The organism is Paenarthrobacter sp. Y-19 (assembly GCF_029223985.1).
GTDB classification, from domain to species: Bacteria; Actinomycetota; Actinomycetes; order Actinomycetales; family Micrococcaceae; genus Arthrobacter; species Arthrobacter nicotinovorans.
The window spans coordinates 2914757-2929736 of the sequence record NZ_CP119414.1 but is presented as its reverse complement, the minus strand read 5'-3'; the positions used below and the strand labels follow the sequence as shown (position 1 = coordinate 2929736).

General features: G+C 63.8%; 16 protein-coding genes. 9 read left to right on the top strand and 7 right to left on the bottom strand.

Annotated elements, in window-relative coordinates; genetic code table 11:
* Window positions 1-23: 23 nt before the first annotated feature.
* Both mshD and PYR64_RS13720 read right to left on the bottom strand, forming a co-directional pair.
* Complete coding sequence (gene mshD, locus PYR64_RS13725) at window positions 24-995, bottom strand: mycothiol synthase (protein WP_275775718.1); 972 nt, start codon at window positions 993-995, stop codon at window positions 24-26.
* 226 nt (window positions 996-1221) lie between these two features.
* Complete coding sequence (locus PYR64_RS13720) at window positions 1222-1920, bottom strand: response regulator transcription factor (RefSeq protein ID WP_018776718.1); 699 nt, start codon at window positions 1918-1920, stop codon at window positions 1222-1224.
* A gap of 263 nt (window positions 1921-2183) precedes the next feature.
* Here PYR64_RS13720 and PYR64_RS13715 point away from each other — a divergent pair, with 263 nt between their 5' ends.
* From PYR64_RS13715 to PYR64_RS13685, 7 genes are all read left to right on the top strand, one after another.
* The gene (locus PYR64_RS13715; protein WP_018776717.1) at window positions 2184-2918 is read left to right on the top strand and encodes a hypothetical protein; all 735 of its coding nucleotides are present in this window, start codon (window positions 2184-2186) and stop codon (window positions 2916-2918) included.
* Between the two features lie 166 nt (window positions 2919-3084).
* Window positions 3085-3684, top strand: coding sequence for an FABP family protein (locus PYR64_RS13710; RefSeq protein WP_018776715.1), 600 nt, complete (start codon window positions 3085-3087; stop codon window positions 3682-3684).
* A gap of 54 nt (window positions 3685-3738) precedes the next feature.
* Entirely contained in the window at window positions 3739-4461 is a 723-nt protein-coding gene (locus tag PYR64_RS13705; protein WP_039242420.1) for a flavodoxin family protein, read from the top strand.
* A 55-nt stretch (window positions 4462-4516) separates the two neighbouring features.
* Window positions 4517-5602, top strand: coding sequence for a folate-binding protein (locus PYR64_RS13700; RefSeq protein WP_275775713.1), 1086 nt, complete (start codon window positions 4517-4519; stop codon window positions 5600-5602).
* Window positions 5599-6018: an ankyrin repeat domain-containing protein gene (locus PYR64_RS13695; protein WP_018776712.1), complete on the top strand. Its 420-nt coding sequence runs from the start codon at window positions 5599-5601 to the stop codon at window positions 6016-6018. Before PYR64_RS13700 ends, PYR64_RS13695 begins: the two co-directional genes overlap by 4 nt.
* Before the next feature lie 110 nt (window positions 6019-6128).
* On the top strand, window positions 6129-6758 hold the full coding sequence (locus tag PYR64_RS13690) for a PadR family transcriptional regulator (protein WP_079580759.1): 630 nt from the start codon (window positions 6129-6131) through the stop codon (window positions 6756-6758).
* Window positions 6742-8262, top strand: coding sequence for a DHA2 family efflux MFS transporter permease subunit (locus PYR64_RS13685; protein ID WP_055971651.1), 1521 nt, complete (start codon window positions 6742-6744; stop codon window positions 8260-8262). The genes PYR64_RS13690 and PYR64_RS13685 overlap by 17 nt, the downstream gene beginning before the upstream one ends.
* A gap of 77 nt (window positions 8263-8339) precedes the next feature.
* Here the strand turns inward: PYR64_RS13685 and PYR64_RS13680 are convergent, their stop codons facing one another.
* The 5 genes from PYR64_RS13680 to PYR64_RS13660 form a co-directional block, all read right to left on the bottom strand.
* On the bottom strand, window positions 8340-9089 hold the full coding sequence (locus PYR64_RS13680; RefSeq protein ID WP_018776709.1) for a GNAT family N-acetyltransferase: 750 nt from the start codon (window positions 9087-9089) through the stop codon (window positions 8340-8342).
* Between the two features lie 9 nt (window positions 9090-9098).
* The gene (locus PYR64_RS13675; protein WP_018776708.1) at window positions 9099-10124 is read right to left on the bottom strand and encodes a 6-phosphofructokinase; all 1026 of its coding nucleotides are present in this window, start codon (window positions 10122-10124) and stop codon (window positions 9099-9101) included.
* Between the two features lie 212 nt (window positions 10125-10336).
* Window positions 10337-10585, bottom strand: coding sequence for a PspC domain-containing protein (locus PYR64_RS13670; RefSeq protein ID WP_018776707.1), 249 nt, complete (start codon window positions 10583-10585; stop codon window positions 10337-10339).
* A 58-nt stretch (window positions 10586-10643) separates the two neighbouring features.
* Window positions 10644-11018 (bottom strand): hypothetical protein, encoded by a 375-nt coding sequence (locus PYR64_RS13665; RefSeq protein WP_055971654.1) that lies wholly within the window; start codon window positions 11016-11018, stop codon window positions 10644-10646.
* Between the two features lies 1 nt (window position 11019).
* Window positions 11020-12564, bottom strand: a complete 1545-nt coding sequence (locus PYR64_RS13660) for a PspC domain-containing protein (RefSeq protein WP_275775707.1) — start codon at window positions 12562-12564, stop codon at window positions 11020-11022.
* 125 nt (window positions 12565-12689) lie between these two features.
* Between PYR64_RS13660 and PYR64_RS13655 the strand changes: the two genes are divergently transcribed.
* Window positions 12690-14210, top strand: a complete 1521-nt coding sequence (locus PYR64_RS13655; RefSeq protein WP_064721586.1) for an ATP-binding protein — start codon at window positions 12690-12692, stop codon at window positions 14208-14210.
* A complete protein-coding gene (locus PYR64_RS13650) occupies window positions 14207-14881 on the top strand; it encodes a response regulator transcription factor (RefSeq protein ID WP_018776703.1) in 675 nt (224 codons plus the stop codon). The genes PYR64_RS13655 and PYR64_RS13650 overlap by 4 nt, the downstream gene beginning before the upstream one ends.
* Window positions 14882-14980: the final 99 nt, after the last annotated feature.

Genomic DNA, 14980 nt, shown 5'->3' with positions numbered 1-14980 from the left:
TTCCCTGCGGTGATCGCGCCAGGTTAATTTTTCGTTAACGGACCGTACATCACATCGGTGTCCCAGCGGACGAATCCCAGTTTCTGGTATAGGGCCACAGCAGCCTGGTTGTCGGCGTCCACGTACAACATCACGGCGTGGAGGCCCTGATCCTGGAGGTGTTTGATTCCGGCAACAGTCAAGGCTTTTCCGAGCCCCGAACCCTGTGCGGCCGGAGTAACGCCCACCACGTACACCTCGCCGATTGCCGGGTGCGGCCCTTGCCGGGGGTGGACCTTGGTCCAGTGGAATCCCAGGAGTTCGTCTGCGTCGTCGACGGCCAGGAAGAAGCCTTCGGGATCGAACCAGTCTTCTGCTTTCCGGGCCTCGAGGTCCTCGCGCGTCATGGAACCCTGTTCGGGGTGGTGGGAAAAAGCGGCGCGGTTGGCGGCCAGCCACGCCTGCTCGTCCTGGCCCGGCACGAAGGCGCGCAGCGAAACGCCGTCCGGGAGGGCGGCGTCGGGCAGTGCGGATGTCGACGACATCAGCCGCATCTTCCACAGTTCGCGTACCGGCCCGTAACCGAAACGGGTGGCCAACTGCGCAGCGGCCTCGTGGCCGCCGTGCGACCAGGCGCTGAGGCCTTCAAGGCTCCGTTCCTTCTGCAGGGCGTCCAACAGCCGTCCGGCCACCCCCTGGTTCCGGTAACTGGGGTGGACGGCCAGTTCCAGGACTCCGCTGGCGTCCGGCGCGTCAACGACGACGGCGATTCCCGCCAGGTCTTCTGCCGTTGCCGGGTCTGAGCCTTCGATCGGCGCATACAGTGCGAAAGACACGACGGAATGATCGCCGCCGTCGGCACCACGCAGCATCACCAGGGTCTGCTCGGACAGGGGCGGGTTCCCGTCGGACTCCTCCGCCGCGGCGGTGAGTGCCCTGAAATCCCTGAGGAGTTCGGCGTCCAAAGCGCCCTTGATGATCAGTACAGGCCAGTTCTCCGGGTGTGCTTGACTCATGGTGCAAGGCTATACGCCCCGGGCAAGCCCCGTAATTTGATGTCTCGGAGCAACGGAGGTAGTCTCGTTATCTCATTCGGCTTTGGCCGGGTACAGGGGGGATCCACCAGTGGGGTGGCCTCGATACGTTCGACCCGTATGTCCTCCACCAAGGAACGCAGGAAAGGCCGGGATCCGTGTGGATCCCGGCCTTTCCTGTGTCTAAACCTTTCCTGTGTCTAAACCGTCAGGCTTCGGAGAGCTCGTCGTCGGGCAACCGCACCAGGGTGAGCCTGTAGCCGACGTTGCGGACCGTGCTGATGAGGTTCTCATGGTCCACGCCGAGCTTGGCGCGAAGACGCCTGATGTGGACGTCCACCGTGCGGGTGCCTCCGTAGTAGTCATAGCCCCAGACCTCGGTCAGCAGTTGCTGCCGGGTGAAGACGCGGCCGGGGTGTTGTGCCAGGTACTTCAGGAGCTCGAACTCCTTGAACGTCAGGTTCAGGGGTTGGCCGCTGACGCGGGCGGTATAGCTTGCTTCGTCAATAACGACGCCGGCGGCCCGGATTTCAGTCTGGGTTTCTTCCTCGCCGGGCACGGCACGCGCCATGGCCAGCCGGATGCGGGCTTCCACCTCGGCAGGTCCGGCGGAGTCGAGCACGATGTCGTCCACGGCCCAGGCCGAAGAAACAGCAGCCATGCCGCCTTCGGTAAGGATCAGCATCAAAGGCGCGCTGAGTCCGGTTGCCTTGAGCAATTGCGTCAGCGAGCGGGCTCCTACCAGATCCTTGCGGGCATCAAGGAAGACGATGTCTGTGGGATCGGTTTCGAGCAAAGCGGTTGGTTCTGCCGGGAGGATGTGCACGCGGTGGTTCAACAACTCCAAGGCAGGCAAAATGTCCACCGAAGAGCCGGTGCTGTTCGTCAGGAGCAGGATGTGCGACATAGTTCCTCCAATGGGCTGTACGCGCATCATCGGGCGTCGAAACCGGAGTTTCACCGGCCGGTCCCAGCGCCCCGCGGCCCTTGCCCGTTGTGACGGGATCGAGGCCAGGACAGTGCGCTGTTGAAGTCTGAGTATACCCATCAGTGCCCTGCGACACATGGATTCGTGACGGGTTGGCAGGGGAATTACGACATATTGGGCCGGTATAAGGCAGGATTGTCGGGAGGCCGTAGAAGGCGCATCGGATTGAGGTCGGGCACACAGTGAAGTCTTGGAGCATCGGGGTATTCGGACTCGTGGCGCTCGCAGCCATCGTGGCCAGCACCTTCGTTTCCCGGGAAGCCATGGTTGGCGTGGGCATCGCGGCGTCTGCAGCAGTAGGCATCGGCTGGCCGCATTTCCTGGGAGTTCCGGCCAAGAAGACGCTGGCAGCTGTCATTGGACTGGCCGGCGCGGGATCGGCAGTAGCTGCCGCGTACCTGCCTGCCCCTGGCTTCCTTGACGGAACTCCGGCTTTTGTTGCCCTTGGCGTGATGGCCGTCTTCATTGTCCAACTCGTCCGGGGCACGGGCCAGGCCCAACGCCTGGAGTCAACCCTTGGCTGCAGTGCCGGCGTGCTGCTCAACTGCCTGGGCGCAGGCTGGATAGCCGGTGCCAGGTTCAACGGCGTCAGGGAAATGGTCCTCGTTGCCGGCCTGAGCGCAGCCGTTGCGCTGTTGGTAGGCATCATCCGTTGGCCGGACCGCATCGTGGCGCCGCTCGGAGTGGTCATGGCGGGCCTCATGGGTCCCCTCGCCGGCCTCGTTTTCTCGGACATCGCTGTGCTGCCCGCTGCCTTGGTGGGTGTCGTGGTGGGTTCGGTACTGGTGTGTTTCCGCCGCATGACCACCCTCAGGCGGGGGAGGCTTAACATTCCTGCAGCTGTTGGAATGGGCGTGGCCCCGGTCTGGGCCGTGGGCGCCTTGGCTTACTTCATAGACAAACTACTCATCTACTAGCGGTTAGGATTGCATCATGTCTGTACTCGCATTTGAAATCTTCTTCCTCGTTCTCCTTGGCCTGGCCAGCATCGCCATGGCGTGGTTTGCAGGATTTGTTGTCTACCGCCTTTTCAAGGGCCAGAAGTAAGCTTTCTGGTTCTGCAGCCCAACCGAGGTAACTGTTGTGCCTATTGAGATCCCCACAGATCTGACGCCCGAACTCGTTCCCCTTTCCTGGCTCATTGGTGAGTGGGAGGGCCGCGGCCGGCTCGGCAGCGGCGACGAGGATTCGGAACATTTCGTCCAGCACGTTTCGTTCACCCACAACGGCCTGCCGTACCTGCAATACCGGGCCGAGACCTGGATCAGCGACGACGCCGGCGCAAAGTTGCGTCCGTTGACAGTGGAGACCGGGTTCTGGGCGTTGGAGCGGAAACTTGAGGAAGGCGACGGCGGACCTGGACTGATCCCGGCGGACATCGTCCCCGTTCTCAAAACGGCAGATGAAGTCGAAGAGCGCCGCAACAAGGACGGCGGATTCGATATCTCCGTCTCGATCGCCCACCCCGGCGGCATCACCGAGCTTTACTACGGCCAGATCAAGGGACCCCAGATCCAGCTGAGCACCGACATGGTGATGCGCGGGAGCCACTCCAAGGAATACACTGCAGCCACCCGGATCTTCGGCTTGGTGGACGGCAACCTCCTGTGGCGCTGGGATGTCGCAGCCAACGGCAAGACCCTCGAAGCCCACGCATCGGCGTTCCTGCACAAGGTTTCCTGACCCAAAGGGTTCACCGTACGTTCCGCGCAGCACGCCAGGCAGAAGGAGCAGAAAGTGACCGATCACCCCAAACCAGGCGGCTACGAGGGCCTTAAGGCCGTCTTCTTCAACGGCACCCTGAAGCCCTCACCGCAGCTCAGCAACACCGATGGCCTGATCCGGATCAGCCGGGACATCATGGAAAAGCAAGGCGTCACGACACGCCTTATCCGCACCGTGGACCACGACATCGCCAGCGGCGTCTATCCGGACATGCGTGAACACGGCTGGAAGACAGACGAATGGCCGGAACTCTATCCCGCTGTCCGTGACGCTGACATCGTGGTGGTTGCGGGTCCCATTTGGTTGGGCGACAACTCCTCCCAGACCAAGAAACTCATTGAGCGGCTGTATGCCCACTCCGGTGAGCTGACCAGCAAGGGGCAGTGGGCTTTCTACCCCAAGGTGGGCGGTTGCCTGATCACCGGCAACGAGGACGGCATCAAGCACTGTGCCATGAACGTGCTCTACAGTCTCCAGCACATCGGTTTCACCATTCCGCCCCAGGCCGATGCCGGCTGGATCGGTGCTGTGGGACCGGGACCCAGCTATTTGGACGAAGGATCCGGTGGCCCGGAGAGTGATTTTACTAACAGGAACACCACCTTCATGACCTGGAACCTGCTCCATATGGCCAAGCTCCTGCGTGATGCCGGGGGCATTCCCGCCTACGGCAACCTGCCCGAAGAGTGGAAGGCCGGCACCCGGTTCGATTTTGATAACCCGGAGTACCGCTGAAGCGAAATATTGCCCAACCCGGAATACCCCTGAGCCGCAAGGACTTCTACTACATATGACTTACAAGAGCCCTCTGTTGTCGCGCCCTGGCGCCGTTGAAGATACCGGTCTGGACGAAGGCGTCGCGGCACACTACGGCGAACCGTTGCGTGAGCAGCGCGCTTTGGCAGCGGGCACCGCCGTCGTGGATCTGTCCCACCGCGGCGTGGTGACCGTGGCCGGACCGGACCGCCTGAGCTGGCTGAACACGCTGTCCTCCCAGCAGCTCACCAACCTGCAGCCGGGCGTCTCCAGCGAACTTTTGTTGTTGAGCGTCCAAGGGCGCATCGAGTTCGACGCCCGCGTAATTGACGACGGCGGGACCACCTGGCTGATCGTCGAAGCGGCCGAAGCGGCGCCCCTGGCTGACTGGCTGAACAAAATGAAGTTCATGCTCCGGGTGGAGATCGACGACGTCTCGGAGCAGTGGGCCGTGGTGGGGGCCACCAAACCGCTGGAGCAGTTCTCCTCCCGCCTTGTGTGGGAGGATCCGTGGCCGCACGTGGGTCTTGGGGGTTACGCGTACAGCATCGTGCCGGAGGAATCCCACCCCGGGCTGGAGCGGCCCTGGTACGAATTCCTTGTTCCCGCAGCTGAGCTCGAGACCGCGGTGGAGGGCCTCCCGCTGGCCGGCGCCATGGCAGCGGACGCGTTGAGGGTGGCTGCCTGGCGGCCCCGTCTGGGCGCGGAGACCGACGAGAAGACGATTCCGCATGAACTGGATCTGCTGCGCACCTCGGTGCACCTGAACAAGGGTTGCTACAAGGGCCAGGAAACCATCGCCCGGGTCCACAATCTCGGGCACCCGCCGAGGCGGCTGGTGTTCCTTCAGCTCGATGGTTCCCAGCACACCTTGCCGGCTGTGGGCAGTGTTGTATTTGCCGGGGAACGCAAGGTGGGTACTCTGACATCGGTGGCGCAGCACTTCGAGATGGGCCCTGTGGCGTTGGCCGTGATCAAGCGGTCCGTTTCCGCGGAGGAAACCCTCACGGTGATGGACGGCGAGGAGCCTTACATCGCAGCCCAGGAAGTGATCGTCGCCCCCGACGCCGGACAGGTTGTCGGGCGCCAGACTGGATTCCTGAAGGGACCCCACCGATGACCCCAAGCGATGGCCCTGCTGCCACAAACGACCAGACAGGCCCCGATGAGGAGACGCTGGCTCTGGCCCATGCCCTGTTCGACGCCGCCCGTGAGGGAAACACGGAGTTGCTGCGGGGCTATCTGAACGCCGGAGCCCCCGCCACCCTCACCAACGCGGCAGGGGATTCGCTGTTGATGCTCGCGGCCTACCACGGACATGAGGACGCCGTGCAGTTGATCATCCACCATGGTGCCGATGTCAACGCTGCGAACGACCGCGGACAGACGCCTCTCGCAGGCGCCGTTTTCAAGGGATACACGGGGGTCGCCAGGGCCCTGTTGGATGCGGGAGCGGATCCCGACGCCGGTACGCCCAGCGCGCGCGACGCCGCCTCGATGTTCGCCCGCACGGAAATCCTGGCCCTCCTGGGCTGACCGGGCTTTCCAGGTAAACCCCGGCCGCAGCAGCAGCCGGGGTTTACTTGCACCTGATTACTCCACGTGGAATAGTTGTTGTGGAATATTCTTGGTGGGAGGAGCAGGCTGTGGCCAAAAGTGCTGAGTTGACGCCGTTGGGCGTTGCGTCATTGGCGCTTCTCGCCGAGCAACCCATGCATCCCTACGAGATGTACCAAGTACTGATGGCCCGTCACGAGGACCGGTTGGTCAAGGTCCGTCCGGGCACGCTCTATCACGCGGTCGGACGGCTTGAGGAACACGGACTCGTGGAGGCGACAGGGACGGAGCGCGAAGGCAACCGCCCCGAGCGGACCACCTATCGGATTACGGAGGCTGGACATGCGGCATTGGACGCGCGGCTCCAGGCCATGCTCGCTGCTCCCGTCAACGAATACCCTGTCTTTCCCCATGCCATTGCCGAAGCGCACCACCTCCCCGCGGAGGTGGTGACAGGCCTCCTGGAGGACCGGCTGGTCGCCTTGAACGCCGACCTCGACTTCCTGGTCCATGCCCAGGAGGCCGTGACGGCCAAGGGGCTGGACCGCAAATACTGGATCGACATCACTTATCAGCAAGCCATGCTTCGAACCGAGATCGCGTGGATCCGCGGTCTCCTTGAGGAGTTGGGCACCGGGCAGCTGCCTTGGGATGAACCCCGCCCTGCCCTCACCGGACTTTCAAACAAGCCAAAGGAATCCCTTGGAAAACATAGCTAAGCCATGGCCCGCACTGTGGTCACTCGTGGTTGGCTTCTTCATGATCCTCATCGACACCACCATTGTGTCGGTCGCGAATCCGCGGATCATGGAAGGCCTCAATACTGACATCAACGCCGTTATCTGGGTCACCAGCGCCTACCTGCTGGCCTATGCAGTACCCCTTCTCATCACCGGCAGGCTTGGTGACCGCTTCGGACCCAAGAACCTGTACCTCATCGGCTTGGTGGTCTTTACCCTGGCCTCGCTGTGGTGCGGCCTTTCCGGCGACGTGACCATGCTGATCGCTGCCAGGGCGGTGCAAGGACTCGGTGCCGCCATGATGACTCCCCAGACCATGGCCGTCATCACGCGTATCTTCCCGCCGGACCGGCGCGGTGCCGCCATGGGCCTGTGGGGAGCCACTGCAGGCATGGCCGTACTGGTGGGCCCCATCCTGGGCGGCGTGCTGGTCGACAGCCTCGGCTGGGAGTGGATCTTCTTCGTCAACGTCCCGATCGGTCTTGTGGCTTTCATCCTGGTCATGCGGTTCGTACCCAAACTGACCACGCACAGCCACTCCTTCGACGTTCTGGGCGTGCTGCTTTCCGCCGTCGGCATGTTCCTGCTGGTATTCGGAATCCAGGAAGGCCAGACCTACAAGTGGGGCACTGTGACTGGGTTCATTTCGGTGTGGGGCCTGATCATCACCGGTCTCGCGGTTCTCGTGGTCTTTGTCCTCTGGCAGTGGATCCTCGAACGCCGCGGAGGTGAACCGCTGCTTCCCCTGGGACTGTTCAAGGAACGCAACTTCTCCTTGGGCAACACCACCATCATGGCAGTCGGCTTCACGGTGACAGCGTTCCCTTTGCCCACCATCTTCTACTACCAGACAGTCCGGGGCCTGACGCCGACCCAGTCGGCCCTGCTCATGATCCCCATGGCAGTGATCTCAGGTGCCCTGGCGCCCTTCGTGGGCAAGCTGATCGACCGGGCCAACCCTCGATGGTTCGCGTCCTTCGGCCTGCTTTGCCTCTCCGGAGCCCTGTTCTGGACCGCTTCCTTGCTGGGCCCGGACACTCCCATCTGGATGTTCCTGCTGCCCAGCGCCTTGCAGGGTGTTGCCAATGCCTTCATCTGGGGGCCAGTGTCCAACGCCACCACCCGCAACCTGGAACCGCGCCAGGCCGGTGCCGGCTCGGGCGTCTTCAACACCACGCGCCAGATCGGTGCCGTGCTGGGTTCGGCTGCGATCGCTGCCCTGATCCAGTCACGCCTGGCGGCTGAGCTCCCGGCCGCACCAGCAGGCGCGCCGGTCGGCGAGGTCTCCATGGGCGGCACTTTGCCGGAGTTCCTGCACGCGGGATTCTCGACGGCGATGAGCCAGTCCATCATGCTGCCGGCCTTCGCGATCCTGCTGGGCGCCGTCGTCGCTCTGTTTTTCGGCAAACCGAAGTCCGTTTCCGGTTGGGGCGCGAAGGCTCCTGCCCAGGCTGAAACGGCCGACGCCGAACTCCAGCGCTAAGCGTGGAGTCTTTGTCCGGCTGATGCCCTGGGGGAGACTCCCCGAAGGGCATTGGCTGGACAAAACTCCGGGCGGAATCAGCCGAGGAGCACGCTCGCGTGAAGCCCGCCCGTGGCGAAGCCAAGGCTGCGGGCCATCGCGAGTGCTCCGGTGTTGCTCACATCTGCCTTCCATTGCAGGGTCAGTCCGGCAGCAAGTGCTTCGTGGGCGGCGATCGAAGCAGCCAACCTTCCGATTCCGCGCCTGCGCCACGGGGGAGCCACCAGCACTCCCATGTTGGCCAGGATTCCCTCCCACTCGGAGTAGGCGCCGCAGGCCACAGGGGTGGGTTGCTCCTCTTCCGGATGCATGATGGTGAAGCGGTGCTCCAGGTTTTGGAGTCCCACTTCATTCACATCGTCGGGAGGGCATAGACCTTCCAGGCTGATGGCCTCGGGATTGCCGTGGGAAACCGTGAGGTCTTCGGACGGCTGCTGCAGGGGAAGATCATCTGCGAAGAACAGGGCCGACGAGCCAAGTCCGTGCCCACCGTGCGACCGCGTCAGCGTCAACAATGTCACGTGCTGGGCCAACTCGGTATCGGGGATTCCCTCCGCCGCGTCCATTGCCCACTGCGGACCCACCAGGGCCGACACGCCGAACAGCCGCAGGAACACCAGCGCCCGGGCTGATTCGTCAACGCGGATGATCCTGGCGTCGGGGTCGCCCGGAGCAGTCCCTTCAGGGGCGAGTGCGGCAGCGGCGCCGGCGAAAGCGTCGTCGTCGAGCCCCAAATGGCGAGCCCACGCCAGCTGGATGATTGCAGCGGACGTGGGCTCCAGAGTCATGGATTCAGCCTAGCCGAACAGGACCGATGCTTCGTCGTAGCGGTGCTGCGGCACGGTCTTGAGCTTGCCGAGGGCTTCCTCGAAGCCCACGTGCGAGATATCCGTGCCCTTGAGGGCAACCATGGTGCCCCAGCGGCCTTCGACCACGGAGTCGATGGCAGCCATGCCGAGCCTGGTAGCCAGGACGCGGTCGTAGGCCGTAGGCACGCCACCGCGTTGGATGTGGCCGAGGATGGTGGCACGGGTTTCAATGCCTGTACGGGCCTCGATCTCGGGGGCCAGCTGGTCGGCGATGCCACCCAGACGGGGGCGGCCGAAAGTATCCAGGCCGCGCTCGGAGTGCGGGGATTCCATGTGGTCCGGGACGAAGCCCTCCGCCACAACCACCAAAGGGGCGCGGCCACGGTCGTGGGCTTCCTGTACCCACTCCGTGATCTGTTCGATGCTGGCTTTCTGCTCCGGAATCAGGATCGCGTGGGCGCCCGCTGCCATGCCCGCGTGGAGGGCAATCCAGCCAACGTGCCGTCCCATGACCTCCGCGATCATGCAGCGGTGGTGCGACTCGCCAGTGGTGCGGAGCCGGTCGATGGCTTCGGTCGCGATCTGGACTGCGGTGTCGAAGCCGAAGGTGTAGTCAGTGGCATCGAGGTCGTTGTCCACGGTCTTGGGCACGCCAACGATTTTCAGGCCGGCGTCGGTGAGGCGCTTGGCCGCAGCCAGGGTTCCCTCACCTCCAATGGCGATGATGGCGTCAATGCCCAGGCGTTCCATGTGGGCCTTGATGACATCCGGACCGCCGCCGTTTTCGAACGGATTCGTCCGGGAAGTACCCAGGATGGTTCCACCTTGCTTGGCGATACCGCGGACCATGGTGCGGGGGATGTCTATGACATCGCCTTCAACCACACCGCGCCAGCCGTCGCGGAAGCCGACGAATTCCTGGCCGTGGATGGCAATGCCTTTGAGGACTGCTCCCCGGATCACTGCGTTGAGTCCGGGGCAGTCGCCACCGCTGGTAAGAATGCCAATTTTCATGTTTGCTCACTCATGGCTTGGAGGAATACGTGCAAGAGCGCCACGCTGAGCTCCCCATGATTGTAGACGGGCATGTGGGGTAGGACACAAACGGTTACCTTCGAGCACGGATGTGCGGTGCTGGAAACATGGCCGAAATCAGCGAAAAGCGCCCCGCCGGGCCGGCGGGGCGCTTCATGTTCTGTCCGGGTTCGGCAGGTTTGCCCGAATGGTTACCGGGAGCGTTGGCTGATGAAGGATTCGAGGGCGATCTTGTTGTTCTGGTCCGGAAGGATGAGCCAGCCGAGGATGTACACCACCACTGCCGGCCCGGGGAGCAGGCAGAAGAGCAGGAAGGCCACCCGGACGTAAGCCACATCTACCCTGAGCTTCGCGGCGATGCCTCCGCACACGCCACCCAGCCAGCGTTGTGGTCCCCGCTTCAGGCCGAAGCCCCTGACGATGCTGAAGAACTTGTCCATGGCTACACACTTCCCTGTTGTGGTTGCTTTGTCACGTGGATCGGATGGATCGGGTGGATCACGGGGCAGGGCTCTTGGATTTCGCGGAGCCCTTACGGGCCGAGAGGAGTCCGCCGACCACCAGTGCGGCCCCGGCTCCGATCATCAGGCCTATCAGCACATAGGTACCGTTCAATGACACCCAGCCAAGAGTGGAGATGATGATCAGTGCCGCCAGGGCCACCACGATCAGACCCCACACTACGGTTCCAATGCGGGCCTGCCTGGGTTCGTCCTCCTCTTGGTGTTCCACCCGGAAGCTGGGCTCCAAAGGCGGTGTGAGGGGGATCGGCTGGAGACCGGGCTTCGGCAGGGCTTCCGTAGGGCGGGTTTCCTTGGGCAGTGGCTCGGTGGGCTGAGATCCGGGGGTCGTGAAGGGCTCGTTCGTGCTCATGTCAGTTTCCTTCCTTGATGGTCACGTTGCTGAAGGTTCCGTCGATTTCCACTACGAGGTTGGCCCCGGGTTTGCCGGTGTTGTAGAGGGTGCTGTCGTCCTGGAGCCGGCCACCGCGGTCTGCGCCGCGTTCGTTGAGGTTGCCGAAAGTCATGTCTGCCTTGACCTCCACGGGAACATCGTCCGGGATGATGACCGTGACGTTGCTGGCGGTTGCGTCCACAGGGACCAGGACCTCGGAGATCAGCGGCGGCGTGGTGGTGACATTGCTCAGGTCCACAGTTCCCTTGGCTCCGGTGACGCTAATGCCTTGGCGTGCCTGTTCCAGGCTTGTCGGTGCCCAGTTGACGTCGTGGAAGGTCCAGCGATCGCCATTCCGGGGAACTACATTGAAGATTCCGCCAACGATCAGGGCTACGACGGCCAGGAAGCCCAGGAGGCCGGATGTCCGTCCCCGAAGTCCCGCGACCAGGATGCCCAGGCCCAGCACGGCAGCACCGGTTGCCCACACCACGGCGTTGGCGGTGTTGCCCAGATCAATGACGTTGCCGGCGTCGAGCGCCTTCAACGTGCCGCCGGCCAGGAGCGCTGCACCGGCAGACACTGCGACGATGGCCGCGCCGGGTCCCTTGCGTTTGGGTGTGGCCGGTTTTTGTTCCCACCCCTGCGGCGGAGTAGGGCCGTGCGGGGGAGTGGGGCCGAACGGAGGACGCGGACCTGAAGGAGGGGTCGGCCCGGAACCGTAATTGCCCGGACTGTAAGCTCCGCTGCGTGATCCCGCAGGCGTGCCCGGACCGTAGACAGGTACGCCGGCATTGGTTCCCGTGGCCGGGTAGGAGGCCGGAGCACCGTACGCTGCGGTTCCGCCAGGTGCGGCCGCGTAGTTCTGCGGGCTCATGGGCGCGGCTCCTTTCGACGCTTTGTTCCGCTGGACCAGGAAGTAGATGAGGTAGAAGACACCGCCCATCCAGAAAAGCGTCCAGAACAGGCCGGGAAGCCCGTTCCAGCCCCATCCCCAGAAACCGCGGCCCAGGCTTGGAAGTCCGATGATGACCGTGATCAGAGCACCTGTCATTCCACCCGACCACCGTCCGGCGCCTGCCTCCTGGACGTGGATCCGGCCATCAGGTTCGGGCAGGAGTGCCCACGCGATGCCGTAGAGGAGGACCCCGACACCGGCGAAGAGCGCAAGGACAATGAAGATTCCGCGCACGATCAACGGATCAATGCCGAACCGGTGGGCTACACCACTGGCAACCCCGCCGATCCAACGGTCAGGTCCACGGCGGATGCCCTGGTCCCGGATCCAATCGAAGAAGTTCTGTTGGGGCGCCTGGGGAGCGTCCTCCGCCGGCGCGTAGGTCCCGGCAGCAGGGCCAGTGCCGGCAGACGCTCCGGCAGTGGGCTGGTCCGACGCCCCGGAAGGTGATCCGGAAGCTCCGGTGGATGCGCTGGAGCCGGACGGGCCGGCGGTGCCGCTGGAGCCGGACGGGCCGGCGGTGCCGGACGTTCCGGGTTCCTCTGGATTCATGCTGTTCGCGTTCATACTTCGATCCTGCCGCCCGGGCCCACATGCCCTCTACTGGGGGATACCCTGAATGATCCCTGAGAGAGCCCCTGACCCTGCCGGAATCCGGTTCGGGGAACCCTGATCCGTGCTTGGATTGGTACATGAGAACCGCCGTTGAACGCCCCCCGCTGGTCCGCAGCAGCGACCGCATGATCGCGGGCGTCTGCAGCGGCCTGGCGGATCACCTGGGGTGGCCGGTCAAGTTTGTGCGGCTTGGCATGGTGCTGGCCAGTTTTGCCGGCGGGGCAGGTGTGGCGTTCTATGCGTGGCTGTGGACCATGGTTCCCACCGCGGACGAGAACGCCAAGCGCAATGCCCGCCGACCGGCGTCGCCCATTGCTCCTGCCGTGAGCCTGCCGCCTGTGGCCCCTGGAAGCATTGACACCGCCCGGGCGCCAAGGGCGTACGACGCCGGCGCCGCACCGGCGGCTTTCAGCGGACCGGCGGTGGCTGGTGCTCCGGGCGGCGGGTCGGCGGCCACCGGAGCCACAGGTCCCGCCGCAACAGCTCCGGACGCAGGCGCAAACCCGCCCGGAGGTTGGTGGGACGGCAGCGCCCTGGCATCGTGGTTCTCGTTCCGGAAGATTCAATACGGCAAGGAGATCCTCCTCGGTGCCGCGCTGCTTCTGGTTGCTGCCATTCTGATCGCCCGCCAATTCGGGGTCGACGTCCCCTTGGGCACTCTGATTCCGGCAGCAGCCATCCTCGGTGGTGCGGCGATTGCCTGGATGCAGCTGGACGAAACCCGCAGGGCCGGCCTGGTGGACAAGACGAAGGCCGACCAAGCCGGTGGCTGGGTCCGTCTCGCAGCGGGCCTGGCGCTGGTTGTGGCAGGCGTCCTGGTGATGGTGTCCGGTTCGGGTTCCTGGGAACAGACCTGGCTTGCCCTGCTGGCCTCCGTGGCTGTCCTGGGCGGCGTTGCCTTGGTATTGCTGCCCTGGGGGCTGAAATTCTGGAAGGACCTCGAAACAGAGCGGGCCGGCCGTGTCCGGGAGACCGAGCGCGCTGAAATCGCCGCCCATCTGCACGACTCAGTGCTCCAGACCCTCGCACTGATCCAGCGGCGGGCGGGATCCGAACAGGACGTGGTCCGCTTGGCACGTGCGCAGGAACGCGAACTCCGGACCTGGCTCTTCAGCGACCCCGCCAAGGAAACGGGCCTCCTGGCTGAACGGATCAAGGCGATCGCAGCCGAAGTGGAGGACTCCCACGGCAATGCGGTGGAAGTGGTCACCGTGGGCGATACCGAAATGACGGAACGGCACGAGGCCCTGGTACAGGCGGCCAGGGAAGCGATGCTCAACGCGGCACGGCACGGTGGCGGGACGGTATCGGTCTACCTTGAGAGCACCGACGGCAACACTGAGATCTTCATCAAGGACCGCGGCCCCGGTTTCAACCTTGACGCTGTGCCCGACGATCGCCTGGGCGTCAAGGAATCAATCATCGGCCGGATGAAACGGCACGGTGGAACCGCGGTCATCAACAGCAGCAGCGACGGCACGGAAGTCCGCTTGGCCCTTCCGTCAGCACCTTCGGAGGCGAATGAGCAGCGGAAAGGTGAAGCTTTCATGAGTGAGGCTCGAAACAGTGAAGTCCGGAACGGAGAAATGAAGCAATGACGATCAATCCTGATGGTGGTCCGGGACGCACTGTGCGGGTGGTGATCGTGGATGACCACACCATTTTCCGGTCCGGGCTGAAGGCCGATCTTGACGCACGCATGGACGTAGTGGGCGAAGCCGGAACGGTGGAGCAGGCCATCGCAGTAATCGCCGAGACCCGCCCCGAGGTAGTGCTCCTGGATGTTCACCTTCCCGGTGGCCTGGGCGGCGGCGGCCGCGAGGTCATCGCCGGTTCGTCCGCCTTGCTGGGTACCACCAGTTTCCTGGCCCTGAGCGTGTCCGACGCCGCGGAGGACGTGGTTTCGGTGATCCGGGCCGGCGCCCGCGGTTACGTCACCAAGACCATTTCCGGCAAGGAAATTTCCGACGCCGTGATCCGGGTTGCCGATGGAGATGCCGTGTTTTCTCCCCGGCTCGCAGGATTCGTGCTGGACGCCTTCGGAACGGCTCCGGCGGACATCGCGGATGATGAACTGGACAAGCTCTCCGCCCGGGAACTCGAAGTCATGCGGCTCATCGCCAGGGGATACAGCTACAAGGAAGTTGCCAAGGAGCTGTTTATCTCCATCAAGACAGTGGAAACGCACGTCTCAGCCGTCCTGCGGAAACTCCAGCTCTCCAGCCGCCACGAACTCACCAAGTGGGCAGCGGAGCGACGCCTCCTCTGACGCTTGCTCACATCCCGCGGGGGATTTCCCAACGCTTGCTCACATCCCAAGCCTTAAACGCAAACGCTCTTCCACCTGTCACGGTGGAAGAGCGTTTGC

Excerpts from the sequence above, each read along its gene's own strand:
- mshD (WP_275775718.1), bottom strand. The coding sequence starts at position 995 with ATGAGTCAAGCACACCCGGAGAACTGGCCTGTACTGATCATCAAGGGC.
- PYR64_RS13720 (WP_018776718.1), bottom strand. The coding sequence starts at position 1,920 with ATGTCGCACATCCTGCTCCTGACGAACAGCACCGGCTCTTCGGTGGAC.
- PYR64_RS13700 (WP_275775713.1), top strand. The coding sequence starts at position 4,517 with ATGACTTACAAGAGCCCTCTGTTGTCGCGCCCTGGCGCCGTTGAAGAT.
- PYR64_RS13695 (WP_018776712.1), top strand. The coding sequence starts at position 5,599 with ATGACCCCAAGCGATGGCCCTGCTGCCACAAACGACCAGACAGGCCCC.
- PYR64_RS13680 (WP_018776709.1), bottom strand. The coding sequence starts at position 9,089 with ATGACTCTGGAGCCCACGTCCGCTGCAATCATCCAGCTGGCGTGGGCT.
- PYR64_RS13675 (WP_018776708.1), bottom strand. The coding sequence starts at position 10,124 with ATGAAAATTGGCATTCTTACCAGCGGTGGCGACTGCCCCGGACTCAAC.
- PYR64_RS13670 (WP_018776707.1), bottom strand. The coding sequence starts at position 10,585 with ATGGACAAGTTCTTCAGCATCGTCAGGGGCTTCGGCCTGAAGCGGGGA.
- PYR64_RS13665 (WP_055971654.1), bottom strand. The coding sequence starts at position 11,018 with ATGAGCACGAACGAGCCCTTCACGACCCCCGGATCTCAGCCCACCGAG.
- PYR64_RS13660 (WP_275775707.1), bottom strand. The coding sequence starts at position 12,564 with ATGAACGCGAACAGCATGAATCCAGAGGAACCCGGAACGTCCGGCACC.
- PYR64_RS13655 (WP_064721586.1), top strand. The coding sequence starts at position 12,690 with ATGAGAACCGCCGTTGAACGCCCCCCGCTGGTCCGCAGCAGCGACCGC.
- PYR64_RS13650 (WP_018776703.1), top strand. The coding sequence starts at position 14,207 with ATGACGATCAATCCTGATGGTGGTCCGGGACGCACTGTGCGGGTGGTG.